Genomic DNA, 25,538 nt, shown 5'->3' with positions numbered 1-25,538 from the left:
CCCCTACCGAAGCTTAACGGCGGCGGGCGATCAGGTCAGACCCGGCTGAAACCTTCTGACCTTCGGTTACCAAAATATCGCATTCATCTGGAAAATACAGATCTACCCGCGAGCCAAAACGGATCAAGCCGAAACGTTCGCCTTTGGCCAAGGTGTCCTGCGTTTTGGTCCAACAGATAATGCGACGGGCCACCAAACCGGCGATTTGAATCACTTCCATGGCAAAGTCACCGTCGCGAACAACCACTTTGTTTTGTTCGTTCAGGGTAGAAGCCTCTTCTTTGTAGGCTGCCAAAAACTTGCCTGGCGTGTGGAGCACGGTTTCAACCTCACCCGCGATGGGGCTGCGGTTGACGTGGACGTTAAAGATATTGAGAAACACGGAAATCATGACACGCCCGTCGTCTAAGTGACGTACCGCCACGATCTTACCATCCGCGGGTGAAACAATCCCCTTGGGATCCTCGGGGATTTGACGGTAGGGGTTGCGGAAAAAATAAGCAATGTACACGGCAAGCACCGCGACGATGCCGCCACTGATCACCCACCCCAAAATGAACAACAACAGGGCCGCCAGGGCCGTGGGAAAGAGAAAAACCCAGCCTTCTTTCGCTACTAATTCTTGATGTTTGCCGGCCAATCGAACCTCTTTTCAACCAATAATAAGCCCATAATCATACCTGATCCCAGGCCGCGCAGGAAGCCTGGAAGCGCGCCTAGGCGCGGGCTCACCCCCAAGAATCGCTATTTCCCGTCAAGCCAGGACCATACCACAAACAGATACGACCGGGTTTGCCGCGCCCACGCGCGCCGGCTTGGGTTAAGCTAGGCGTTACCACCAACCACCCATCCCCGCTTCAGCTTTTCCGCGAGGTTACCGTACCAAAAGAGCCGGCGAGCGGTTTTGAACCAATTCGCCCGCGAAGCGTAAGTTCGTTGGTGCATCAAGCTAACCTGGAACATTAGGAGCCGACCCATGTCCACGCCCGCACGTCAACGGGGTTTGTTGTTTGTGATCGCCCTCGTCGCTTTATTTATTGTCCGTGTCGATGTTTGGCAATGGGACGACCCCGGACGCCTGCTCGGGTTGCCGATCGGTCTGACCTACCATGTCGCCTTTTGCTTCCTCCTCATCGCCTTTTTTTACGCGATGGTTCGTTGGGCTTGGCCATACGACGACAAAACAGGCGGTGATGCATGATCATCGCCATGTTGATGGGTTACCTGCTGGTCGTCCTGGGCATCGGCATGTGGAGCCACCGCAAGCTGGCCAATACGGGTGAAGACTTCTTTGTGGCGGGCCGGACCATCGGCCCCTTCGTGCTGTTGATGTCCTTGTTCGGCACCCACATGACGGCCTTTGCGCTCTTGGGTGCTTCGGGCGAGGCCTACCGCAAAGGCATCGGTGTCTTCGGTTTGATGGCGTCCTCCTCCGCGCTGGTGGTACCGGCCTTGTTTTTTTTCGTCGGTACCCGCGTGTGGCAAGTGGGCAAAACCCACGGCTACCTCACCCAAATCCAATTCTTCCGTGACCGCTGGCAGGCGGACCATCTCGGCCTCCTGCTGTTTGTGGTTTTGGTCGGGTTGCTGGTGCCCTACCTGCTGATCGGGGTGATGGGCGCGGGTTTGACCTTCGAGCAAATTACCGGCGGCCAAATCCCCTACTGGGTCGGCAGCCTCACGGTCAGCGTGGTCATCCTCCTGTACGTCTCGAGCAGCGGCATGCGCGGCACGGCCATGGTGAACACCTTCCAAACGCTGGTATTTATGGCCCTGGGCGGGTTGGCGACCTTTGTCATCCTCAACAAATTGGGCGGTCTCACCGCGGTATTGGACCAGCTCGATCAAAATGCCCCCAATTTAACGGTACGCGGCGAAGGCATCTCGCCCACCCTGCTGATCACCTATAGCTGTATCCCGCTTTCCGCGGGCATGTTCCCGCACCTGTTCAACCACTGGCTCACGGCACGCGGCGTGAACACTTTCAAGGGACCGATCATTTTTTACCCGCTGTGCATCGCCCTGGTTTGGGTGCCGAGCGTCTTACTGGGCATGGCGGGCGCGGTGGATTTCCCGGGCCTGCAAGGACCGGCGGCCAACGGGGTATTGATCATGATGGTTGAAAAACACGCGCCGGGTGTATTGGGCGGGCTGCTGGCGGCGGGCGTTTTTGCGGCGATTATGTCCTCCCTCGATTCCCAAACGCTGTCGATCGGCAACATGTTCACCCAAGACATCGTGCGCCATTACCGGATCGGCGGCGAGGTGGACGAAAGCCGCCAGGTCTGGTGGGGGCGTTTATTTATAGTAATGATCCTCACGCTGACCTTTTTGTTGTCGCTGGTGGCACCGCGCAGCATTTTCAAGCTGGGCATTTGGTCGTTTACCGGCTTCGCGGGTTTGTTGCCGATCTTGATCGCGGCGCTGTTCTGGAAACGCAGCACAGCGATGGGTGCCTACGCCTCGGTTTTCACCACGGCGGTCGCCTGGCTGTATTTCTTTAACGCGGGCTCCAAAACCATCGCGGGCACCGACATCATGGCGGTCACGGTGGTGATCCTGTTGTCGAGCGTGGCGATGGTGGTGGTGTCCCTGTTCACGCGGCCGCCAAGCAATATCGACAAATTCTTTCCGCCTGGATAGGTAGCGGTGACCGACTCCTGATTCGGTGAATGCTCAGCCGATGAGCATGGGTCCGGCGTGCCACTTCGCCACGTGCGTTCGCGTGGATGCATACCCAAGTGGGGCGTATCTCCCATTTTGAGGCCATGTTTTGAGGAAACGCCGGGCGGCGCCCGACCACGTTCGGCACGCCTTGAAGGGATGACAACCATCCTCCCAAGCACGGTTATGAGAAAAGGTTGTGAGGCCGACGCATTCAGCGTCTGCACGACGGGAACCCCCGGGAACGCGGAGCAAAGGGTTGTTCCACAACCCTTTGATCAGACCGGAACGCCCTCTTTGGACGGTCGCCGACCCAGCGCGCCCCGGAGCGGGCCGCACCACCTCATCCATGGACCATACTTTGAACGAACGCGAGGCTTCGCCTCGCCACCCTGGACGCCCTCTGAAGGAGGGCAATAGGTTAGCCCCGGGTACGACCATTGGAAATGGTCGCACCCTGGGTCTCTGGGGTTCACGGAAAGGAAAACGCTGAAGGCGTTGGCACCAGAGGCGCCTGGGGTTCATACCCCGCCGCGTTTCATAGGGTCCGGGTCGGTTTTTCGGTGGTGTGGGTTCGTTGGGTTTGATTGGGTGCGGATGTTTTTGATTCATTGGGTTTGGGTCGGGGTGGATGGTTTTGATTCATTGGGTTTGGGTCGGGGTGGATGGTTTTGATTCATTGGGTTTGGGTCGGGGTGGATGGTTTTGATTCATTGGGTTTGGGTCGGGGTTGTTTGGCCGGCGCCTTCGGCGGCCTGCACGGCGGGAACCCCCGGGAACCCAGAGCAAACGGTTGTTCCACAACCCTTTGATCTGGGCTGAAATCACCGGCGCCCTCGGCGCCTGTGCGCCTTCAGCGCAACCAGTCGTGGATCGCCTCCGGCTCACGGTCTAAACCAGTTATGGTCCACGGCGTTCGGTATGCGACCCCGGTGGGGTTCGCCGGATCAAAGCCCGACCAAACATCCCGTCATACCTGTGTGCCCACCCCGGTGGGGTTCGCCGGATCAAAGCCCGACCAAACATCCCGTCATACCTGTGTGCCCACCCCGGTGGGGTTCGCCGGATCAAAGCCCGACCAAACATCCCGTCATACCTGTGCGCCCACCCCTGTGGGGTTCGCCGGATCAGAGCGCGACCAAACATCCCGTCATACCTGTGTGCCCACCCCGGTGGGGTTCGCCGGATCAGAGCCCGACCAAACATCCCATCATACCTGTGTGCCCACCCCGTCGGCTTCCCCGAATCCAAGCCACATTTGGCCGGCGTTTGTATTGGGTGGTGATTTGCCCGGACAAGTCCATCCACATTACCGGAAGCGTGGGAAGAAGCGCGGCTTGTTCGCCATCTCGGCCACCCAGCTCGGGTTTTGAAACAACACGGCTTCCTCGTTTCGGATACGGAAAAACAATACGGCCGCGTTTAAACACGTCAGCCAAACGGCACTCAGGTAGAGGTGGAACAACAGCGGCAACGCCAGCAATTCGAGAATCACCACCAGGTAATTGGGGTGGCGGATGAAGCGAAACGGGCCGTTGCTGACAATCGGGTAATCCTCGCCATACACCACGCGCACATTCCAGGAACGGCCCATGGTCGTCAGCGTCCACAACCGGAGCACCAGAGCAACGACCAACACAACGCCGGCCGCCATTGAAAGCGGGCCGCCGAACGCGGGTTGTCCCAAGAAGAACTCCAGCGGGAGCACTACGAACAACGAGCCGTGGAGCAACACCATCCAAACAAACAGCGGTTCGCGCAGGCGTTCACGCCGTTCTTCTTGGTGCCTGCGCCAGTTGCGTTGGGAAACAACCAACTCCAACAAACGCAGGCCGCCGAAAAATACCAGCAATGCAGCGAACCCCAAAAACATGGGAGACATGGTTCCGCCTTTAAGCAACCGGTTCGGCGTTGATTTCCAGCGCGGCACGATCAACCCATTGGTCGATCAAGACATCACCGCGCGGCGGCTCAACCCGCACCTTGCCCTCGGCTGTTTGCGGCACAAAATCAACCACTTCAACCGCTTCACCGGTCTCGGGGCAGGTTTCGGGCAGGGCCACGTAAAATTCGCGCATCAGGCGGGCAAAGGTTTCTAAGGTGTAGTACTGCTGGACTTCCACCATCTTGAGGGGTTCGGGAAGGTCGAGATGTTCCAACTCGGGCATGCGCCGCAAAACCATGGCGCGCCCTTGCTCGGTGAGGTAACCGGTCGGCGCCACCAACACGCCGCCGCCGAGGCGTTCATCCAACAGTTCCACCGCGTTGCGGTCTGAAAACTGAAAACCAAAAAATTCGTCCATGGCGAAACCCAGCTCGATCATATCCAGTGAATCCAAACCGATTTCACCCATGAGCGGGCGGTCATGGGGCACGGGCTGATTGTCAATATCGGTCGTTTCGTACAGTAATTCTTCAACCTTGGCGGCGAGTTCGGCGAGCGAAGGCACGTTGGGCATGGCGGTATCCTCGGTATTTAGTGCAAGCTAGCCCGCATTTCTCACAAGGAATTCTGCTACGAAGCCGAAACCCATGCGATTACGAGGGGGCGGCCATCCGCATTACTCGGTCGAGTCGCCTTCACCGTAGCGCTGCTACGCCGAAAGGTCGGACCCCTATGCCGTCTCTCGGTCGTAATCTTCGTACTCACAAGGCTTTCAGCTTCTCGCTACGAATCCTTGTGAGAAATGCGGGCTAGTTTGGCGCCCAGCATAACACAGACCACGCGCCCTATTGGATTACACGGTGATGACCGCACCCATGGTCGACGATTCCCAGAGAAAACAGATTATTTTTCGAAGCGCTCAAATTCAAGCGGCACCTGGGCGAACCGCAACACCCGCAAGGCATTGGTCGAGGTCAAGCGACCCCGTTTGAGGCGGTAATCGAAAAACATCTCCTCATCCTCAATGTGTTCCTGAAAGTGGTAATTGAGAATTTCGCCCTGGTACTCGCCCTCAAGGGAGATCAGCTCAAGGTCGTGGGTGGTAATCAAACCCGAGGCCTTGTGATGAATCAGGAAGTCCACCATGGCGCGACAGGCAATCAGGCGTTCACGGCTGTTGGTACCCTTGAGGATTTCGTCCAAAAGGTAAAAAGCGGGCGCGGTGTCGCGCGCGATCTCGTCCAGAATCAACTTAATGCGTTTGACCTCGGCATAGAAGTAGGAAACGCCGTCCGCCAAAGAATCTTGAATGCGAATACTGGTCCAGATGCGCGGCACATTACACGTCAGTGATTCGGCACACACCGGCGCGCCGAGCCGAGCCAGCACCAGGTTCACACCGCAGGTGCGCAGGAAGGTACTTTTGCCGGACATGTTGGAACCGGTCACAAGGTGCAGCAAGCCGTTGCCGAGCAGTTGGTAATCATTGCCGACCCGTGACGCGGCGGCAATGCCGGGATGCGCCAGGTTCACCGCATCGATATGCACCGCATCGGCGTCGATCACCTTGGGGAACGGGTACTCCGGGAACAGGTAGTGAAAATTGGCCAAGGCGGATAGCGCTTCAATGGGAAACACCTGTTCGCCCCAGGTGGGCAGCGCCTGACCGTGATGTCGCCGCCATCCGGCAAGCCGGCGCAGTTGGTGCTGGTCCCACAAGAACAGGACATTCAGCAGCACATGGGCAAAGCCGTTGGCGCGGTATTGCAAGCGTTCGTTAATCACCAATAACTGGTTCAAGCGCTCGGTGGCGCTTTGGCCGGAGAGCGATAAGCCGGCGTGAATTTCCTTGAGCAAGGGTGCCTCGGGTCGCAGGCGTTCGAATTGGCTCATCACCCCACACACGGCGGTGATGGTGCGGCCCCGCTGCATGAACGCGGCGTAGAAACGCCGCTGGAAAAAGTCGAAAAAGGCGAACACGGCGACCTGCCAACCGATGACGGGCAGGAACAGTGAATCCAGGGTCGCCTTCCAGGCGAACAAGGCGTCGCCGGGTCCAACCAGCGCGGGTGAATTAACCACAAACAGCAGCGCGAAGTAGCCAAGCGCGGCGGCGGCGGAAAGCCGACCAAACAGGTACGCGGGCAGAGACAAGGTCCAGGGTTCCGGCTCCCGCAACCAAGCCGCCAAATCAGCGGGGTCAAGGTCGGGCCGCGAGTCCAGCCAGGCTGCCAAGCTGAGGCGGGCGCGCATGCGTTTGCGCGGGGCGAGGTCCGCCACGGCGGCCTGACGGGCGGCGATGGTGGCGGCGTCGTCGTGGCCGTCAATCCAAGCGCGCAACAGCGCCTTGGTGCGCTGGTGGAAACAGTTGTCGATCAGCTTGAGCACGGAAAACGGGGTGGTGAAATCCAGGTCGCCGGCAAAGGGGTGATCGGGTGGAAAAGCGATTGGCTGGGTTACGTTGACATCGGCCAAACGACCGGTAACGCGGGCCAAATCGTTTTCCGCCTCACGCAGGTTGAAACGGCAGTTTTCCCGGAAGCGGTAACAGCGATCATGAACCACCATCAGCGCGAGAAAGGCGCCGGCGGAAACAAAAAAGGCAAGCAATCCCAGCCAGCGAACGGCGGGCGAAAAAAGCAAAGCGCCGCCGACCACCATCACCAAAAAAACGGCGATGCGAACCAAGGCCAGTAGATTGATGCGCGCCTGAATGCGTGCCTCACGCGCGCGGTAAACCGCGATGCGCCGTGTAATCACTTGCTCCGGTGTCCAAGCCATAAGCCAATCCCCTTCCCCGCGTGGCTCACAAGGGTTTTGCGCCTCGTGGGCGAACCCGCGTCTCAATCAAAAACGCCCGCCGTGAGGCGGGCGGTACCCAAGCGTGGCGCTCGGATTACAGTGGATACCGTTTTACTTGATGGTGAAAACCAAGGCGACCCATTTCGGCAAGGATCGGTTGGTAAATTTCACGGGCAATCGGAATCAGCACGCCCCGTTGTGGGAACTGCTCCTGCAGCACGAGATGCGCCGAAATCGCGGTAGGAATCCCGACGGTCAGCGCCATGGCCGTTTTCTGTTCGGCGGGGATCCCTTCCTGAACCAAGGACGAGGTCCAGCGCTCGCGCTTGCCGTCTTTTTCGACGATAAACTCGTGATGCAGCACGACCAAATCGGCCTCGTCGGCATCGAATTGGCAGGTCGCCAGCGCGCGTTCCAACAAAATGTCGAAGGCGGTGTACTCACCGGTGAGCTGGACATCGGGGTCGAGCAAACCAAGGCTCGCCAAAATCTCGATAAAAACCGAGGCATGTTGGGGCGCGTGTTCGTGAACCAGGGCGGTCAGTTCGGTGCCGGCGGGCAGACCGGCCAGCACGGTTAACGCCTTGCCCGCGGGTTCGCCGTCGAAGCGCAAAGCATTGTCGCGGTTGGTCAGGTTGTGCGCCAGCATAAAACGCCAGAACGACGCCCAACCGGGGTAACGCAAGGTACCGCGCCGCAAGGTTTGCGCCTTGTCGAGGCCGTAACTGTCACCGTAGAACAAGGAATCGGCGTTGGGCGTGGACTCATACACGCCGACGCCGGGAATGTGCAACACCTCGGCATGGGCCAGCATATCGCTGCCGGGCACTTCCTGAACATCCCCGTCGCGGCGGAACTTGGAAGGCCGCTGCAAGGCGCCCAACACGCCGGCGGGTGACCAACTGAACTTGTAGCGCAGCGGGTTGTTGGCGGCTTTTTTACTGGGCAAGCCGCCGCAATGGGATTCGTAGGAAACGATGTCGTAACCCTCGGCCGCGGCCAAATCGATGATTTCCATGGTGGTCATGTGATCCAAGCCGGGATCCAAACCAATTTCGTTGAGAAACACCAAATCCTTGGCTTTGACCTCGTCTTCCAAGGCCTTCATGGCGTCGGACAAATAGGACGCGGTCAGAAAATGTTTGCCGGCGGCCAAGGCAATCCGAGCGACACCAATGTGCAGCGCGGGCGGCAGCAAGCTGACGACCAAATCGTGTCGGCCGACCAGCTCGGTGATCCGGTCGGTTTCGCTGCTTTCCAGTTGCAGTGCGGTGGTGTTGGGCCGCCCGGCGGTGACGGCCTGGGCCTGCGCCTCAAAACGGTCACACAAGGTCACGGCATAACCCGCATCCAAAAGGTAATCAACCAAGGGGCGCGAGACCATGCCCGCGCCGAGAACCAGTACGCTTTTCAAGAGTCCCCCCGTAAAGAAAGACGACGAGCACAAGGCTCGTCATCCATGATGTTCACGATCTCAAAAAATCGCGCGTTTAGTTTTGCACAAAGATCGGGTTGCCAAACGCCAGCGGCAGGTGACCGGGTTGCACGATGCCGTAGACACCGGGCTCGGCCGCGGGCGTGGGGTTGGCCAGCTCGCTCATCGCGGCGCCGGCTTCCACCACGATCCAGTGGCGGCGGCTGCCGTCCAGTTCAAGGGTCACCTGGCCGTCGAAACGCACGGTGCCCTCGTTGCTGAGTGCCACGTTGACGTCTTGGGCAACGCCGTTGACGATTACGCGAACCTCGCGCACGGGTATCCACGGCGCGGCGGTGATCTTCAGGTTTAAGGTCACCTGGTTGCCGCTGACATTGGTGTCTTGGCCGAAGGATGCGCCGTTGACATCGGCTTCAATCAGCGGCCCGTTGGAGACAAAGCTGCGACCGGCGGCGGCGTTGGTCCAGAACTCAACCAAATCGTTGTCGCGATGCGCGGTATTCTCAACGGCGACCCAGGTGCGCACGGCACCCATCGGCAAATCGCGCAAGCGCCCGGCCGAAGAGCCACCGGTTGCGGGTTTGAAGGTCCCGGATTCCAACAGGTTAAACCAATCCGCACGCGTCAACAGGTACTCGTCGTAACGGTTACCCGCGAGAACTTGCAACAGGTCAAAGTCGACGGCGCGGGTGGCGGAACCGGAACCGGCGGTCGCCTCAAACACGGGGCTGTTCACCGGGATCGGCTGATCCAAAGGCAAACCGGCGCGGGTGGCCAAGGCGGTGAAGTATCCCCCCTCGGTTTGGTCGGTGTTGCGCGGTCGCACCACTTGGATCAAGGCACCGGGGATTTGATCGCGCACGCTGTCGAAGTAGGCATTTGGCGTGCGTTCGAAAGGCGGCACGATGATGTCGGTCTGCTGGTCTTCACGCGGCAGGCTCAACAAGGCGAAACGGCCCCAAGGCCCCTCGGTGTCACGACCCAAGGTCGCGGTGGCGCGGGTGGCGATGATTTCGTCAAACAAGCTGTCGACGTCGTTTTCGTTGTCTTGGGTATCGAAAGCGCCGAACAAAATGCCCTGGGTACGGAATAGCAGTTCAGTGGGCGACACCACGTCGGTATCGGGGAAGAAGATGACGTCGAGGTCCTCGGCAAAGCCGTGGGCAATTGAATCACCGGCTTCCATCAAACCAATGCGGTCGAGGGTGGTGCGGCTGTCAAAATCGGCGGCGAAATAACCGGGAAACTCAATGACGGGCGCCATCTCGTAGCTCAAGACACTCGGGTCGGCGGCAAAAGAACTGTTGCCGTCGTCGTCCACATTTTCCTGGGCGGTTACGGTGGCCATGTTGACGTTGTGCAACGGCCCGTGGCTCATGTAAACGTTGTAGGTCCCGAGTGGGATGAAGGTGGTCAACTCACGGGTAATCGTCAGCAACACCTTGTTGCCGTCATTCACGCGCGGCAACAGGCCGAGGGTGAAGTCCAGGGAACCGTCCGCTTTGGTGAAGGTCGTACGACCCAACAACTCACGTTGATTTGTGGTAGCCAAGTTCAGACCCAAACTGACGTGGGTGTTCTCGGCCACTTGAATCGCGGGCAGGTTGCGCTGCTCGCCGGCGGTGATGATGATTGGGTTCTCTTGGGTGACGACGTTGTTGTCCTCGTCGGTGATGATGTTGCCTTCGTCATCGCGGGACGCCTCGGTTACAAGCTCGGTGTAAAAGGGTTCGTTGTTAATGGGTTCCGCGCTAAAAGCAATCTGACCGGCGGGCAATTGAACCAGGCGCGCGTTGGACGGCATGGACAGTTCGCCGGCGTAAGGGTAGGTGCGACCCGCTTCCAGGGGCACGTAGGCCTGACCGTTGAAGTAGCTCACGGATTGGTTGATGTAGGAAAGCGTCCAGCGACCGCCGGGCGCACTGCGCGAACCCAAAACAAAGGAAAGCCCGCCGATTTGGTGCATGGGGCTGCTCGCGGGCGGCTGGTGGCCCAATTCGAGGATGGCGGCGTTGTTCACGCCCAGGGGCGTGGTGTTGTTAAAGGCCGCCATTTTGCGGATGTAGGTGTACTGTGCGCCGGGCGCCAACGTCCCCGTGGGCAGGGCGGAACGGCCAACGTAAGTGTAGGACAAACGCTCTTCCGGCAGGGTCTCCTGCTCGGCCATCACCACCCCGGTAAGGTCGTCGAAAATGGTATAAGCAGCGGTAAACTGTGCGGTAGGAATCAATTGCACGTAGTGCGGGTACGCGTAACGCTGCTGCCGTTCATCAACCTCGGGCACCTCATGACCCCAGTCGGGATAAGGCACAAAAGGCGAAAGGCCTTGGTTGTCGTGGACCATCACATCGTTGACCGTGAAAATGGGCAACTCGGAACCGCTGTTGTTCACGACCTGGGTGGTCACGATCATAAAACGCACGTTGTCGTTTTCATTCACGACACCGAGCTCGTCGGGTAAATCATTGCCGCCGGTGCGGTTGCCGTCTTCGTCACCGGTAAAACCGGGATCGTCGCCGCGGCGGTCGGGCAAGCTGTAGGTGGTTTGAACCTGAACCCCGTTAACGCGGCCTCGGCTGTCGACCGACACGCCTGATGCGGCCAGGGAGCCGTCGGCATCGTAGACATAACCGGTCAAACGCAACGCCGCGTTGCTCTCGCCGTCGCGCACGATTTCGATGCGCTCGTAGCCGATCGGTGTGTTCCGGCTCATGTTCACGGTTTGGGTGAGCAGGTGCAGGCCGTCGTCGTCAAATGACCGAAAACGGCGGTCGGCACCCAAGGTCACGGTGGTGAAGTCAAGCACGGCCCCACCGCTTTGGGCCAGGTAATGGTCGCGGGTCGAACCATCGACCGAACCGTTCACAACCGCCATGATTTGAGCGTTGGATAGCAGGTAGTCGCCGATTCTGCCCGAACTTTCTTTGCCGGTCGGTAACTGGTCCCGAACATCATTGGTAATCCGGGTTGCAGTGACCGGAAGCACGTCTTCGCCGGATTCTCGGTAACAACCGACGGCGATTAAAGCTGTCATGATCCATAAAAAACGGGCATGCCTGAGGTACATAAGAGGCGATCCTCCCTAGCGAATCGTGGGGAAAGCGGTGCGTAAAAAGCACGCTCCCCAAAAGAGCCGAATAAACTGGGCTGTCCCGGTATCAGCGGCGTCCCCCGGCGTGGCCGGGACCACACCACGGCAACAAAAAAACCGTTCCGGGGCACCTTGTGGGCCGTGTTCGGCGCGACCGTTGCGGCGCAGCCGAACTGAACATCTTAGGAAACGCACCGAGTAACTGTCAATTGAAGCCTGTATTCAAGCAACGAAGCAAGACACCACCCGGGTGGGGCGTTCCCTGACAATAACCACGGCGACGATTCCGGCGGCGATAGTAACAAGAACAGTGCCAAACGCCGCGGCGCCCTGTGCGGTACAAAAAACAACAAGACAACATCATTATATTCAATATCTTAACTACCCCACCGAAGCTTTTTTCATTTACACGGGCCGGCGAGGCATCACCTTCACCCACCATCAGGCTTGGAGGAAACGCCGTTTTTGGCGCGACCCACGCCGCATCGGCACCCACCGCGGAAAAGATTGCGTGAGCTAGCTCGTTTGTACCCCAACGGTCGCTCCCGGATAATGCACGCACCTTCAGTGAATTCCTCGTGGTTCCCGCGAGAAAAGCGCAAAACGCAAGCCGCGCCCGCGTTGGAGGCACCTGAGCCCGAACCGACCGGGCGTCTACTTAATGAGACAACACCCCCCGTCCACGCGCCTTGCCGCGCCCAGATTTCCCCCTGCATCGCGGGGAGACTTCGCGGTAGAATCGGCACACGACCCCCGCATCTCCCTTTTCGAAGAGACGACGTCTTACCCCAAGGAGTCCCTGTATGCTTCACCCCCGAGTTTTCACCCTTTTTATGTTCTTGCTGGGGTGCGTCACCCTTTCCGCCTCCGAACCCCTCTCCGAAAACGCCATTGCGTTCGCGCCCCTGGACGGCGCACTCTGGGAAGGCAACGTGACCATCACCATTGACGGACCCTTGTTCAGCCAGTACTCGGCAACCCGGATGGAAGATCTGGGCGGCGCCAAGGTACCCGTGGCCTTTTTTAAGGAAAAAAGTGATTTTAAAGTGGATGTCGATGTCACCCTCCAATTTCAGATCAACGATTTGGGCGAAACCAGCATGCTGATTACCAACAGCTTCGATGGGAAACAACGGCTGCTGTTTGAGAAGCGCTACCAATACCGCGAGGAACGAACGATTGAAAAAACCAACATCACCACCCAAGAACTGGTCAAGGTGATGGAAAAGCGCGAAACCGAAATCGTGTACGACCAAAACCAAGCCTTTAACCGCAGCGGGTTTGATATCGGCGAGGTGCGTTTTTCGTCCAGCGGGCAGATGAAGAAAAAAGGGGAAATCGTGATTGAAGGCGATCTCAACCTGGAATTTTGGGGCGACGCCCGCTCCGTTTCCATTGAAGAACGTGACCCGTCACCAACCGAATACGCGGCGGTTCAAAAGGTGGCCACCTACCGCAACAAGTTCTCCCTGCCCTTGAAGTTCTCCATCACCGTCAAACACAAGAAAAAACCCGTGGAAGGCGCCTTCACGCCCGAGGTAGAGATCGTCGACCCCATGGTCCCCGAAAGTGATGTGGAGGGCGGCCGTTCCTATTTCAGCCACAAAATCGTGACCAACGGCAGCTACACCCTGACCCCGCTGTTCGCAAAAAAGAAAAAGTAACACCAAACACGGAGTCCCCATCATGCAGGCATTGGTAACAGCGGCCCAAATGGCGGCGGCCGACCACTACACCATCCACGAGTTAGGTGTTCCCGGACTTACCCTGATGGAGCAAGCGGCGCAGAGTTGCGTGCAAGAGCTCGGCGCACGCCTGACCGACCAAGACCACGTCCTCGTCCTGGTAGGGCCGGGCAACAACGGCGGCGACGGCTTGGCGATCACGCGCCTGCTCCACGAACGGGGTGTCTCGGTCAGGGCACGGCTCACCTGTGAACCGGACGCCTTCCGCGGCGACAGCGCGGAGAACATGCGCCGCCTGATCGCATGCGGGGCCGCGTTCGAAGCACCCAACCCCAGGTTCCGAACGGATATCGAGCCCGAGGTCACCTGGCTGGTGGACAGCTTGTTCGGCACCGGCTTGAGCCGCCCCCTGGACGGCCGCTACGCAACACTGGTCGAAAAAGCCAACGCGGCCAACGCGAACATCATGGCGGTAGACATTCCCTCCGGTCTGAGCGGGGACCACGGGCGAATCGACGGCCCCGCCGTTCAGGCCGATCTCACCGTCACCTTCCAACGGCTCAAGCTCGCGCACGTGGTCACCCCGGCAAACGCCCAATGCGGCCAAATTTGCCTGCACGAAATCGGCATCCAGTTCAGCGAATCCCAAAAAATCGGGCACTTCTTGCTGGAACCCGCCGATGTCGACCGTCCGCGCCGGCCCAATATCAGCCACAAAGGCAGTTACGGAAGCTTGGCCGTACTCGGCGGTTTTCGCGGTATGCAAGGCGCGGCATTTTTGGCCGGACGCGCGGCCCTGCGCTTCGGGGCCGGCAAGGTCCGCCTGTTCAACGACGCCCCGGAAACCTTACTGTCGCTCGGCTCGCTGATGGCCGGCGACATCTTCGCCGGCCCAGGCACGCAAAGCTACCAAGCCTTGGTCATCGGTCCCGGTCTGTCGCGCGGTGACCGCGTCACCGAGGCCCTCGCCGCTTGGGCGCTCAGCGCGCAACGGGTGGTTTGGGATGCGGACGGATTGGCGCTTTTGCCCGACGGTCGCGGCGCGATGGGCGCCGAATGGGTCATGACCCCGCATCCCGGCGAAGCGGCCGAACTGCTCGGCATTCGCGCGGCCCAGGTCCAGGCGGATCGCCTCGCGGCCGTCCACGCCCTCGCCGAAGCCTACCCCGGCGGCTGGATCGTGCTCAAGGGCTACCGCACCCTGATTCGCGCGCCCCACGGCGACATCTTCATCTGCGGCAGCGGCAACGCGGCTCTGGCCACCGCGGGCAGCGGCGACGTGCTCAGCGGTATGATCGGCGCCATGCTCGCCAACGGTGTCCCGATGGCTGACGCGGTCCTTTCGGCGACCCTGCGCCACGGCCTCGCGGCAGACCGCTGGGTCCAGCATTACCGCGACTACAGCATGACCGCGGAAGACATCATCGACGACCTGCGGTTTTGAACCCAGGGACACCACCACGGGTTTCCCAAATGACAACCCCGGCCCCAATCGTTCCCGACCCCCCAGATCGGCCAAATTATGCTTTGCGGTCGGGGCGGTTATCGGTAGGATGCAGGCATCGACAAGATGCGTCAAATCCATCGCCGCGCCTAGCCCGCATTTCTCACAAGGATTCGTCACGAGAAACTGAAAGCCTTGTGAGGACGAAGATGACGACCGAGAGACGACATCGGCGTAGCAGCTGAGGCGAAGGCGGATCGACCGAGTCATGCGGATGGCCGCCCCCTCGTCATCGCATGGGTTGCCCCGTAGTAGAATTCCTTGTGAGAAACCCGGGCTAGGACCAACCTTCATGATTTTTCCCTTTGTCAAACAAACCAAAAACGATGCGGAAACCCGCGCCGTCGCCGCGCTTTTCGCCGCCGAGGTTAGCGCCGGCCAAGTGATTCTGCTACAGGGCGATCTCGGCGCGGGGAAAACCACCTTCGTGCGCGGCTTCTGCGAAGGCCTCGAACCGGACAAAGCCTGGGAAGTGGATTCACCGACCTATACCATCGTCAACCATTACCCCATCGGCCCGGGAATCGACCACATCGACCTCTACCGACTCGAAGGCCCTGAAGCACTGGAAAGCATTGACTTAGACGGAATTCTCGCAAGCGACACACTCACCTTTATCGAATGGCCTGAACGATTAGCGGATTATGGATTAACCAAAGTCCACTTTTTGATTAAAATCGAACAGAGCCGACCGTCTATCCGCGACATTCGAATTTTGAAACTTCCCCAAAACGCAATCCAAACGGTTTAGGGACATTTCCAGGCGCCACGCAACCTCGCGTCAGGGTACACACATGGAAAAAACGCCCCACATCTTGTACATCGAGGACAACGAATTTAACCAGCGCCTGATCAAGAAAATCCTTGAACCGGCCGGCTTTAAGTTGTCCTCCGCGTTTGACGGCATTCAAGGCATCAAACAAGCCATGGATCTCCGACCCGACCTGATCCTGATGGATTTGGAACTGCCCCACATCGACGGCCTGGGCGCGGCCACCAAAATCAAATCGGTGCCGGGCCTTGCCGATATCCCCATCATCGCATTGACCTCAAAAACCTCCCAACGCGACCGCGATCAAGCCCTGGTCGCGGGCTGTGACGGGTACATCGAGAAACCCATCAACGCGCGCACCTTCTCCGATCAGGTCCATCGCTATCTGGACGGCGAGCGGGAAAAACCCGCTTCCCACAACAAAACCCGCATCTTGCGCGACTTCAACGTCACCCTGGTCAACAAGCTCCAAGCCAAAATCGAGGAACTGGAACGCACCAACCTCGAATTGCGCCAAAGCAAAGAAGAACTGCAGCACGCCTACGAGCAGAGCCAAAACTGGAACCTCGAATTGCAGCGTTTGACCCGACTCAAGGAAAACATCGTCGGCATCACCTCACACGAACTGCGCACGCCGCTCTCCATCGCCTCCGGCTACATCGACGTTTTGTTGGAAGGCATGCTTGGCGAACTCAACCCCGACGCCGACCGCGTCCTGCAAATTTCCCAAGCCAACCTCGAAAAAATGAGCGAACTCATTACCAAAATTACCGACCTAACCCGCTTGGCCCTGAAAAAGTTCCCCATGAAGCTGGCCGAGATTGACCTGAACGAAGCCTTTATCACCGTGCAGGAAGGGATGTCCTTTTTCATGAAGCTGCGCCGGCTTGAGTTCAGCATGGAATTAACCGAGACACCGCCGATTATCAAAGGCGACCGAAACCTGATTGACCAAGTTTTGAGTAACTTGCTCAAAAATGCGATTTGTTTTACACCCGACCAAGGCAAGATTCTGGTAAAAACGTGGATCGAAGCAGATCGCGTTTGGTTCGAGATCCGCGATACCGGCATTGGCTTAAAAGAAGAAGATCTTGACAAAATTTTCGATGAATTCTACCAGGTCACCAACGTTAACTACCATAAAACGGGACAGTTTGAGTTTATGACACGAGGGATTGGAGTGGGTTTGGCACTTTGTAAGGGGATTTTAAACGAACTTGGTGGTAAGATAGAGGCTTCAAGCTCCGGTCTCAATCAAGGTAGCTCCTTTACTTTTTACCTTCCAGTGGTTACACAAGAATGAACCTCAATCAGATGGTGCAACTAGCCACCCAGGTGTTTCTGAAGCACGCCTACCCAAAAGGCGTCCCTTCCGCGATCCAGGAAATGTCCGATTCACTGGCATCCCTGGCGACCAAGGACGAACTCCTGGCGTGGTCACGTTTGGAAAAAGAGAACGGACGGTATCATTTGCGGCTCGGCAACCATGCCTACCCTCATATGAAGCTGGCGTTTCTCATTGATCAGGACCAGGGGCACCCCGTGTTTTATGTGGACGCCCACGATTCCCACTTCAACTTGCCGCCAAACGTGCCCGGCCACGAAAAGCTACTCGCCCTGCGCAAGTTCAACAAAGAGCTCAAAAAAGAAATCGAGGCCGCCTTAATTCGCGAGAATCTGCACGTGTTCGGCGAAAAGCCTCAGCGCGAGATCAAAACGGTCCACCGCTGTGTCGGTATGAAAGTCCTCGCCATTGACGACGAGGACCAAATCCTCGACATGCTCAGCATTATTGTCAAAAGCATGGGCGCCGACTTTATCCGCGCCACCTCCGTCGAAGAAGGCCGCCGCATGATCCGCGGTCGCGGCATTCCCGATCTCATTTTCTGCGACATCATGATGCCCAAAGAATCCGGCTTCGACTTTGTCGCCTGGCTGCGCAAGGAAGGGTATTCCGTTCCGACTTATTTCATCACCGGTCTGAATCTCGAAAAAATCGACCGGGATCGCGTCACCGCCGTTTTGCAAAAACCCTTTACCGCCAAAAGCGTCATGAACATCATGAAGAAGCTGCGCAAGGAAGGCAAAAAGGACGAAGGCCAAGCCGAAGGGACGATTTAACCGCCAACCTTCTTATTCCGCCTGTTCAAAGCTTTCCTTGATGGGTTCCGCCTCTTCGGCAAACACCTCAAGGAACCTTTTGACCAGAGGTCGCGCCGCTGTATTGGCGCGCATCACCCAGCTCACCGGTCGGGTTAAGGTCGGCCCCGGCAGCCGCACCAGTTGTTCGTCCGGCACCCCGAGCAAACGCGCCACGCCGAGCGGCACCAAACCGTGGCCGAGACCGGCCACCGCCATTTGTGCAATGCCGGTAAAGGTTTGCAAGGTCGCGTTGACTTCCAAGGTGAAGTCGTGGTCCTTGTAAAGGCGCGGCAGCCGCAACGACAAGCACCGCCAGGTTTCGGAATGACTTTCGATGGTGCGTACCGCCAAACGATTGGCGAGCGTCAGGGGCTGGAGCCCCGAGGGAATCACCACCATCGGCTCCTCCAAAACATGACGCGTGGTAAGCGCATCGCGATCAAGCCCCGCCACCAAAGCCAACATCGCCTCGCCGGCCCGAACCCGTTCCACCGCCATGGGACCGGAGTGCGCGTTCAGCGAAAGCCGTACCTCGGGCAAACGCGCCAAGCAGGCAACAAACAGGCTCGGCCCCCAAGAGGCCAGAATCGATTCGCTCACCGCCACCACCAGCTCGCCTTGGATCGCCGCCGATTCACCGTAAAGCGCATCGCGCAGATCACCCACCAGGGGCCGCACCCGCGCCAAGAGCCGTACCGCAAAGGGCGTGAGCCGTACGCGGCGGCCGTCCGGCTCCACTAACTTTTGACCGAGTTCGCGCTCCAAGGCGGCGATGCGTTTGCTTACCGCCGATTGGGTTACCCGCAAACGCAACGCCGCCTTGCTCATGGTTTCGTGCTCGGCCAAGGCGAGCAAGGCCTCTACTAGGGTAATCACGGGCCCCTCCATTCATTCCTTAATGGAATTTATTGTATGCAATCAAATCGCTAGTCGCATCAATCAAATTCGGGCAGACTAAGCGCATCACCCGCCAAGAGGACGCCGCGCGGGTGTCAGTCTTCCGCAAGGGTCTTTATTTTATCCAGTTGTACGCGAGCACCGCTTCAACGCGACCCTCCCCCACGTTTTGGATCGCCTCACCCCTTCAGACAAAAAGCGATCCCCCAATTGCGCGGCAACGCGGCGCGGAACCGAATCGGTTCCCCTGCCGACGGCTGCCTGCCGCCCTGATGCGAGGAATCTATGGCGAGTATCGCCCTCATTACCGGTGTTTCTGTTTTACTGACCAGCTTTGTTTCGGCCGCGCTCGGCATGGGTGGCGGCATGATCATGATGGGTATTTACGCCTGGATTTTTCCGGTCGCGGGCGCCATGGTCGTTCACGGCATGACCCAACTATGTGCCAACAGCTTTCGCGGTTTCCTGCTGTGGCGCCACATTTATTGGCGCGGTATCGGTTGGTACACGCTCGGCATGTCGGTCAGCACGGCGATTCTCCTCGCCGCCCAAATAGTGTTGGCCAAGTACCAACTGTTCCTGCTGCTGGGCGCCATTCCTTTTCTCAACCTGATCCCCAAGTTGCCGCGCTTTGACTTTGCGCGCAACAAAGACGCGCTGGCCTGTGGCTTTGTGGTCACCTTCGCACAGCTCACCGCCGGCATCTCCGGCCCGCTGCTCGACATCTTTTTCATTCGCGGTAGCCTGGATCGCTTTTCGGTGGTGGCCACCAAGTCGGTGACCCAATCCGCCGGGCACTTGGTCAAAATCGCGTACTACGGCCCGCTTTTTATGGCGATGGAGGAAAGCGCCGCCCTCAACCTCAACCTGGTCCTGATCATCCTAACAACGAGCATCTTGGGCACCTGGCTGGGCCGCCACGTGCTGGAACGCTTGCCAGAGCAGCATTTCCGCGGGTTGTGCACCAGCACCTTGCTGGTGGTCGGCTCGGTGTACCTCTATCGCGGCCTGCAAATCATGGCGTGAGGCGGGTCACAGCAGCGAACAAAGGCGCAAAAGAAAAGGAAATAATCCCGCGAACGGACGTGTTCCCTAATGTGACGGTTGAACATCCTGCGACCTGGCGCCGCGGACCCGCAAGCATCCGCGCCGGTGCAAACAACGCCGAACCAACCCGTCAGCGTCGTTTTCCTCAACCAACCGTCACAACCTCCATCAAATGCCGGCTTGGCCCGCATTGCTTACCAGCATCCGTCGCAAGACGTTGAAGTCAGGTGCGCAATGTGAGTGCCACCCGAAATGCCCGCGGGGTTTCCGCTTCGCTGCAGAACACCTTGTCGGCATTTCGGGTTAAGCCGGCATTTTTTTTATGAGGCGCCGCCGACGGGTTGCGGCTCGGCAGCGACACCGCCGGGCGCATTCTGAACCATCAGCTTCTCGAACTGCTCGTCGAGGACTTCCCACATACCTTTCAGGTATTCCATGCGCTCGTCGAGGGTTTCCGTCCAATGATCCCCTTTGACCGACTGCAACTTGAGTCCGTTCAAACGGTAGGCCAAAGCGTCAAAGGAAAACGCGAGTTCGCCGTAAATCATCTTGGCGGCCAACATCTCGGCGCCTTCCTCGAGGTAGTGGTCCAACTCGCCCAACACTTCGCCGGTCAAGGTCACCTTGGCGTTAGAGTGGGTCGCCAACTTAACGCTGCCCTTTTCAGGTTCCACCATGAAATCCGCGGCATTCAACAGTTCTTTCAAGAAACGGCTGCCGTGCAGGGATTGGCCGGGTTCTTTGAGGTCGACAAGGTCGCTTTCCTCTTCTTCCCAACCCTTTTCCAACCAAGGTGTTTTGTATTCAACTTCAATGCCGACCTTTTGCAGCAGGGTCAGCACGGTCCCCAGGTGGGTTTTCGAGGTGCTGCCGATGTAAAGGATGGGGCCGTCGATGATGCCTTCGATCACCTTCGAACGTGGCGCGGAGCGGGCCATAATCTCGTCTTCCGCCAATTCTTTTAACTTCTTTTTCTTTTTGGGGCCGAGCCGTTCGCCGCGGTCCAGTTCGGACTTAATCAATTCGCGCAGGCGTTCTTTAACGAGGGTCGAGTCGACGTTGATTTTGTCCATGCGCACGCGGAAGGCATAACGCTGAGCGCCCCAATCATAAGGCTCATCGATTTCAAAAGGCACGAAGCCGGAACTTTCGGTAATGCTGGATCCAGGTTGGATCAGGCGAAAGGCCGCTGCTTCGAAATTCGGTTCCTCGGGAATGGAAACCACATTAAAACGGGTGCAGGCCAAGCTGCCGGATAAAAAACCCATGGTAGGTCCTCCTAAAATGCCGCGCAAAGGAAGCCGGAACTCGGGCGTTGGGGCGGCAAAACGGCATTATACCCGATCCAGGGCTCGCGCAAGCGTCCGGTGCGTCACCCTCGCGGTGGCTAAATGCTATCTGCCACCGGATGTTTCACTTAGCCGCGGTTACCGCGGGCTTGAGGCCGGCCTTCTTCATGCGGTAAAGGGAATCCAGCGAAAAGACCACCAATCCCAGCCAAATCAACGAAAAGGTCACCAACTGCACCCGCGAAAATGGCTCGTGAAACACAAATACCCCCAGCAGAAACATGCAGGAAGGGGCGATGTACTGGAAGAAACCCACGGTCGACAGGTTGAGCCGACGCGCGGCGGCGGTAAACCACAACAAAGGCAAGGTCGTCACCAAACCCGTGAGCACGAAAGTGAGGTCAATCAGCCGGCCCTGGTGCAGAAAGGCGGCTTGCCCATTGAGCTCGAACCAAAAAATCGCGCCCAGCGCAATCGGGCCCAACAACACCGTTTCCACAAACAAACCCTCAACCGCGGGCACCTTGGTTTGCTTGCGCAACAAGCCGTAAAGTCCAAAGGTTCCCGCCAGGGTAAGGGAAATCCAGGATAGGTTGCCCGTCTGCCAGGTGACGTAAGCGACACCCGCCGTCGCCGCCGCCACCGCAAACCACTGACGCGGGTTCAAGCGTTCTCCCAAAAACATCATCCCGAGCAACACGTTCACCAGCGGATTGATGAAGTAGCCCAGGCTGCTTTCGAGCACGCGGTTGGCCACAATGGAATAAATGAACACCAGCCAGTTGGAGCCGACCAACAAGGCGGTCGCCAACAAGGTGACCATGGCCTGACGGTCGCGGAAAAGGGCCAGCGCGACACGCAGCTTGCCCATCCCACGCAGCAGCAAGGCCAGCAGCACACAGGACCACCAGACGCGGTGGGCGAGAATTTCGAAGGCACTCGCGGTAGCCAGCAGCTTAAAGAAAAGGGCGGCGAAACCCCAAAACAGGAACGCGGCAAGCGCATAAGCCGCGCCGACGCGGTGCTCATCGGTTGACGACTGGGACAAACCGGCCTCCTTCGCCCGTTGACTGGCGGAGATTAGCGACGTGCTTGCAACAAACGCGAATAAAGCGCGTCGATATCGCTTACGAGTCGATCTACATGAAAAGTTTCGCGTATGCGACGACTTACGCTTTCGTCAAGGCGCTGCAAACGCGATGGTTCTGCTAAAAACGCGGCCAAGGCGTCGGCCAAACCCTCGGGTGAAATATCCTTGGGTACAATGGTTCCGTGGGATTCATCGGCGAAATCGCGGATGCCGCCCACGTCGGTACTGAGCACCGGAATGCCGCAGGCCAGGCCTTCGATCAGGGTCACCGGCGTGCCCTCGTTTTTGCTCACAAGCACATTGAGATCCAGGTCGGCGTAAATCGAAGGCGTATCCCGCTGCCAGCCGGTGAACAGTACCCAATCGGCGATCCCCAGCTCGGCGACGCGTCGTTCCAATTGTGGCCGTAGCTCACCGTCACCAATGATTAAGAAACGTACCTGGTCGGGGCCGACATGGGGAAAACGCCGGTGCCAAACAGCGATTGCTTCGATCAAGAGTTGATGATTTTTGATGGGCACCAGCCGCGCCAGAATGCCGACCAATTTGGTTTGCGGTGCCAACTGCCATTGGTCGCGAAACACGCCGGGCGTGCCGCCCGCGATTTTGTCGAGTTCGAAACCAAGGCGCACCACGTGGCATTTCTTGGCGGGCACCGCGCCGTAAACGTCTACCAAGTCCTCGTACTGGCGGGGAGAAATGGCGATAATTGCATGGGAAAGCATCGCCAAGCAGCGCTCGATCAGAACCGCCAACTTGCTTTTGAGCGGGCTGAAATAACCGTGAAAAACGTGGCCGTGAAAGGTGTGCATGCGAACCGGAACGCGGGCGATAAAGGCTGCGACCCGGCCGAGCGCGCCCGCCTTGGCGGTGTGGGTATGCACGATGTGCGGCCGAAACAAGCGCATCAGTTTAACCAGCTTGCGCAAAGCGCGCAGGTCGTCGTTCCAGTGAATGGAACGCCCCATTTCCTCCAGCAAGTGCATGGGCGCACCGCGATCATGGGCGAAAGGTTCCATGGTTCGCTCGTCTTCAAGCAGGCGACCACCCACGGTCAACACGCTGAAACGTTCCTTGGGCAAATTGCTGCTAACCAGCAAGGTGTTCAGCGCGGGCCCACCGATACAGATGCGCGATTGAATGCGCAACACGCGAATTTTTTCAGGCGCACCGGCCTCGGGCGAAGGATTCATGCAAAGGGTCCTGGAGGTCGTCGCCCAGCGTGTGGCGGCGATCATCTTCCGGCCCAAAGTCGGACCGGTCCCAAGCGGGAAAAGGTATGATACCTGAAGCACTCCCGAGACGCGAGCGCGGGTTCGTCCCGATCCGACGCGGTCCGCCGCGGTCCGACGCGGTTCGTCCCGATCCGCCGCGGTCCGACGCGTTCCTACCCGCTCCACCATCGGCCGTCAAGACCGAGCCTTTAGCGGCCGATAAGCAGGAGACCTGCCGAGTTTCGGCGAAGGAGGTCCGATTTGCAGGCATCGCCCCAACTTTGCCTTGGTTATCCAACATGGGTAGCCACCGGTTTTCTCCCACGCACAACCCATGCAGGGTTCGGGTCGCCGACCCCACTGTTTTTTCAGGAAACGCCCGAACGCGATCCGGGCGAAAACCTGGACCTTGTCCTTGTGCCGGGGCGCGACAAACGCTTCCGCAAGCGCATCGCCTGTGCCGCTTGCAAAGCGGAGGTCACCTCCGATGAGGCCCGCTTAGAAATGAACCAAAAACACCAGCACACCTTCTTTAACCCCCAGGGTTTGGTGTTTCGCGTTTCCTGTTTCCACGCGGCACCGGGCACCATCGCCATCGGCAGCCCCTCCGACGACTTCACGTGGTTTCCCGGTTACCGATGGCAGATTGCCCTGTGTACCCATTGCCAAAACCACTTGGGCTGGCGGTTCTCGGGCAAGGGTTCCTTTTTCGGATTAATTGAAAACCGTTTGGTGGCGTTGGAGCAGGAAGAGGACGATTAGCTTTTGTGAGAAGCGCGGGTTAGGGACCGAGGCGGCGAATCCGCCAGGTTTTGTCTTCCGGCAAAAGTTCGAAGCGGTCGTGGAGGCGGCTTTCGTTCTCCTGCCAAAACTCGAAACGGTCGGGAATCAGGCGGTAACCGCCCCAGAACTGGGGACAGGGAATGGGATCTTCGCCAAAGCGGCGTTCCATTTCGGAGAATTTTTTGAGCAGGTAATTGCGACCGGGAATCTCTTTGGATTGTGGCGAGGTCCAGGCGCCGAGCTGACTGGTGCGTGGGCGCGACTGGAAATAAGCCAAGGACTCGGCCTCGGAAATTTTCTCGACCGACCCACCGATGCGCACCTGGCGACGCTGAATTTGCCACCAAAACACAAGCGCGGCGCGGGGATTGGCCAGGAGATCTTGCGCCTTGCGGCTTTCGTAATTGGTGTAAAAGAGGAAACCGCGATCATCAATGCCCTTGAGCAGCACCATGCGGGCCGAGGGCATACCGTCCGCGGAAGCGGTGGCAAGGGTCATGGCGTTGGCCATGGGTTCACCGCTCTGCTCGGCGGCCTCGAACCAACGCCGAAATACGGAAAAGGGGTCGCCATGAAGATCGCGTTTGTGCAAATCGGCCACCGTGGGTCACCTCCACCCGAGAATGCCCAAGTATAGCTCTAACCCGCTTTTGTCACCAGGGTTCGTCGCGAGGAGTTGAAATCGCGGCAGAAGCGAAGGTTGCGACCAAGGGAAAACGATGCGGGACGACCCGGGGTACAGCAGCACGAGGTCGCGGTCGCCCCATGGTTGCTCAGCAAGCACGAACCCACACAAACAATTCAATCACAACGACTTAAAATCAAAAACTGAACTCCCGGCGACACAAGCGGGCAAGAGTCAGGTCTCGGCGAAAACCATTGCGGCGCGGCTGTTCACCGCCAACCAACCCGACCCGCACCAATTTCCGCCCGGCACAAGGGAACGATACCGCGGGACAAGGCACTTAATACAAAAGCGCCCGTCACTTTAGGACCTAAGAGGCGCGATAAGCGTGAGAGATTTTGGCTAAAGATCTGGAGCGAAATGGCTTGGAAAAAGCGGGCCGGGGTCGCGCACGAGGCGCACCCGTTGGGTACGATAAGCATTTTTACAGGCCGTTGCAGCCCAGAGGTTTAGCCAAACTCTCCGCGAGTTATCGCGCTTCTTAGGTAGGAGACAAAAACCCACCTACGGCTGGAAGTAGGCGAAGGAAACGCGCTTTCACCAGGAACACATT

Annotated in this window: 20 protein-coding genes; 9 read left to right on the top strand and 11 right to left on the bottom strand. The window is 58.5% G+C overall.

Going from position 1 to position 25,538, the window contains the following annotated elements; genetic code table 11:
- Window positions 1-13 precede the first annotated feature (13 nt).
- On the bottom strand, window positions 14-640 hold the full coding sequence (locus tag J3U88_RS12000; protein WP_207859000.1) for a phosphatidylserine decarboxylase family protein: 627 nt from the start codon (window positions 638-640) through the stop codon (window positions 14-16).
- A 336-nt stretch (window positions 641-976) separates the two neighbouring features.
- Between J3U88_RS12000 and J3U88_RS11995 the strand changes: the two genes are divergently transcribed.
- Both J3U88_RS11995 and J3U88_RS11990 read left to right on the top strand, forming a co-directional pair.
- The gene (locus tag J3U88_RS11995; RefSeq protein ID WP_207858999.1) at window positions 977-1,201 is read left to right on the top strand and encodes a hypothetical protein; all 225 of its coding nucleotides are present in this window, start codon (window positions 977-979) and stop codon (window positions 1,199-1,201) included.
- Complete coding sequence (locus tag J3U88_RS11990; protein ID WP_207858998.1) at window positions 1,198-2,643, top strand: sodium:solute symporter family protein; 1,446 nt, start codon at window positions 1,198-1,200, stop codon at window positions 2,641-2,643. The genes J3U88_RS11995 and J3U88_RS11990 overlap by 4 nt, the downstream gene beginning before the upstream one ends.
- Window positions 2,644-3,973: 1,330 nt before the next feature.
- Here J3U88_RS11990 and J3U88_RS11985 read toward each other — a convergent pair.
- The 5 genes from J3U88_RS11985 to J3U88_RS11965 all read right to left on the bottom strand — a co-directional run bounded on the left by J3U88_RS11985 (window position 3,974) and on the right by J3U88_RS11965 (window position 11,820).
- A complete protein-coding gene (locus J3U88_RS11985; protein WP_207858997.1) occupies window positions 3,974-4,546 on the bottom strand; it encodes an isoprenylcysteine carboxylmethyltransferase family protein in 573 nt (190 codons plus the stop codon).
- 10 nt (window positions 4,547-4,556) lie between these two features.
- Window positions 4,557-5,123, bottom strand: a complete 567-nt coding sequence (locus J3U88_RS11980) for an acyl carrier protein (protein WP_207858996.1) — start codon at window positions 5,121-5,123, stop codon at window positions 4,557-4,559.
- A gap of 329 nt (window positions 5,124-5,452) precedes the next feature.
- Entirely contained in the window at window positions 5,453-7,330 is a 1,878-nt protein-coding gene (locus tag J3U88_RS11975; RefSeq protein ID WP_207858995.1) for a MutS-related protein, read from the bottom strand.
- Window positions 7,331-7,445: 115 nt separating this feature from the next.
- Window positions 7,446-8,765 carry a saccharopine dehydrogenase C-terminal domain-containing protein gene (locus tag J3U88_RS11970; protein ID WP_207858994.1) on the bottom strand — a complete coding sequence of 440 codons (1,320 nt, stop codon included), beginning with the start codon at window positions 8,763-8,765 and terminating at the stop codon, window positions 7,446-7,448.
- Between the two features lie 76 nt (window positions 8,766-8,841).
- Window positions 8,842-11,820: a CehA/McbA family metallohydrolase domain-containing protein gene (locus J3U88_RS11965; protein WP_207858993.1), complete on the bottom strand. Its 2,979-nt coding sequence runs from the start codon at window positions 11,818-11,820 to the stop codon at window positions 8,842-8,844.
- An 860-nt stretch (window positions 11,821-12,680) separates the two neighbouring features.
- Between J3U88_RS11965 and J3U88_RS11960 the strand changes: the two genes are divergently transcribed.
- The 5 genes from J3U88_RS11960 (at window position 12,681) to J3U88_RS11940 (ending at window position 17,959) form a co-directional block, all read left to right on the top strand.
- Window positions 12,681-13,541, top strand: a complete 861-nt coding sequence (locus J3U88_RS11960) for a hypothetical protein (protein ID WP_207858992.1) — start codon at window positions 12,681-12,683, stop codon at window positions 13,539-13,541.
- Between the two features lie 22 nt (window positions 13,542-13,563).
- Complete coding sequence (locus J3U88_RS11955) at window positions 13,564-15,006, top strand: NAD(P)H-hydrate dehydratase (protein WP_207858991.1); 1,443 nt, start codon at window positions 13,564-13,566, stop codon at window positions 15,004-15,006.
- A 352-nt stretch (window positions 15,007-15,358) separates the two neighbouring features.
- Window positions 15,359-15,817 (top strand): tRNA (adenosine(37)-N6)-threonylcarbamoyltransferase complex ATPase subunit type 1 TsaE, encoded by a 459-nt coding sequence (gene tsaE / locus J3U88_RS11950; RefSeq protein ID WP_207858990.1) that lies wholly within the window; start codon window positions 15,359-15,361, stop codon window positions 15,815-15,817.
- A 43-nt stretch (window positions 15,818-15,860) separates the two neighbouring features.
- On the top strand, window positions 15,861-17,141 hold the full coding sequence (locus J3U88_RS11945) for a hybrid sensor histidine kinase/response regulator (RefSeq protein WP_207858989.1): 1,281 nt from the start codon (window positions 15,861-15,863) through the stop codon (window positions 17,139-17,141).
- Window positions 17,138-17,959 (top strand): response regulator, encoded by an 822-nt coding sequence (locus J3U88_RS11940; RefSeq protein WP_207858988.1) that lies wholly within the window; start codon window positions 17,138-17,140, stop codon window positions 17,957-17,959. The genes J3U88_RS11945 and J3U88_RS11940 overlap by 4 nt, the downstream gene beginning before the upstream one ends.
- Before the next feature lie 12 nt (window positions 17,960-17,971).
- Here J3U88_RS11940 and J3U88_RS11935 read toward each other — a convergent pair whose 3' ends face one another.
- The gene (locus tag J3U88_RS11935) at window positions 17,972-18,856 is read right to left on the bottom strand and encodes a LysR substrate-binding domain-containing protein (RefSeq protein ID WP_207858987.1); all 885 of its coding nucleotides are present in this window, start codon (window positions 18,854-18,856) and stop codon (window positions 17,972-17,974) included.
- A gap of 306 nt (window positions 18,857-19,162) precedes the next feature.
- On the opposite strand from J3U88_RS11935, the gene J3U88_RS11930 reads away from it, so the two are divergent.
- Entirely contained in the window at window positions 19,163-19,903 is a 741-nt protein-coding gene (locus J3U88_RS11930; protein WP_207858986.1) for a TSUP family transporter, read from the top strand.
- A 341-nt stretch (window positions 19,904-20,244) separates the two neighbouring features.
- Here the strand turns inward: J3U88_RS11930 and J3U88_RS11925 are convergent, their stop codons facing one another.
- The 3 genes from J3U88_RS11925 to J3U88_RS11915 form a co-directional block, all read right to left on the bottom strand.
- Window positions 20,245-21,192, bottom strand: coding sequence for a hypothetical protein (locus tag J3U88_RS11925; protein ID WP_207858985.1), 948 nt, complete (start codon window positions 21,190-21,192; stop codon window positions 20,245-20,247).
- A gap of 145 nt (window positions 21,193-21,337) precedes the next feature.
- Window positions 21,338-22,261, bottom strand: coding sequence for an EamA family transporter RarD (gene rarD / locus J3U88_RS11920; protein WP_207858984.1), 924 nt, complete (start codon window positions 22,259-22,261; stop codon window positions 21,338-21,340).
- Window positions 22,262-22,293: 32 nt separating this feature from the next.
- Complete coding sequence (locus J3U88_RS11915; RefSeq protein ID WP_207858983.1) at window positions 22,294-23,496, bottom strand: glycosyltransferase; 1,203 nt, start codon at window positions 23,494-23,496, stop codon at window positions 22,294-22,296.
- Window positions 23,497-23,778: 282 nt separating this feature from the next.
- Between J3U88_RS11915 and J3U88_RS11910 the strand changes: the two genes are divergently transcribed.
- A complete protein-coding gene (locus J3U88_RS11910) occupies window positions 23,779-24,279 on the top strand; it encodes a cereblon family protein (protein WP_207858982.1) in 501 nt (166 codons plus the stop codon).
- 19 nt (window positions 24,280-24,298) lie between these two features.
- On the opposite strand, the gene pdxH is transcribed toward J3U88_RS11910, so the two are convergent.
- On the bottom strand, window positions 24,299-24,901 hold the full coding sequence (gene pdxH / locus J3U88_RS11905; protein WP_207858981.1) for a pyridoxamine 5'-phosphate oxidase: 603 nt from the start codon (window positions 24,899-24,901) through the stop codon (window positions 24,299-24,301).
- Window positions 24,902-25,538 lie beyond the last annotated feature (637 nt).

It is taken from the genome of Acanthopleuribacter pedis (genome assembly GCF_017377855.1).
Lineage (GTDB): Bacteria > Acidobacteriota > Holophagae > Acanthopleuribacterales > Acanthopleuribacteraceae > Acanthopleuribacter > Acanthopleuribacter pedis.
This window is presented reverse-complemented; position numbering and strand designations above follow the sequence as displayed.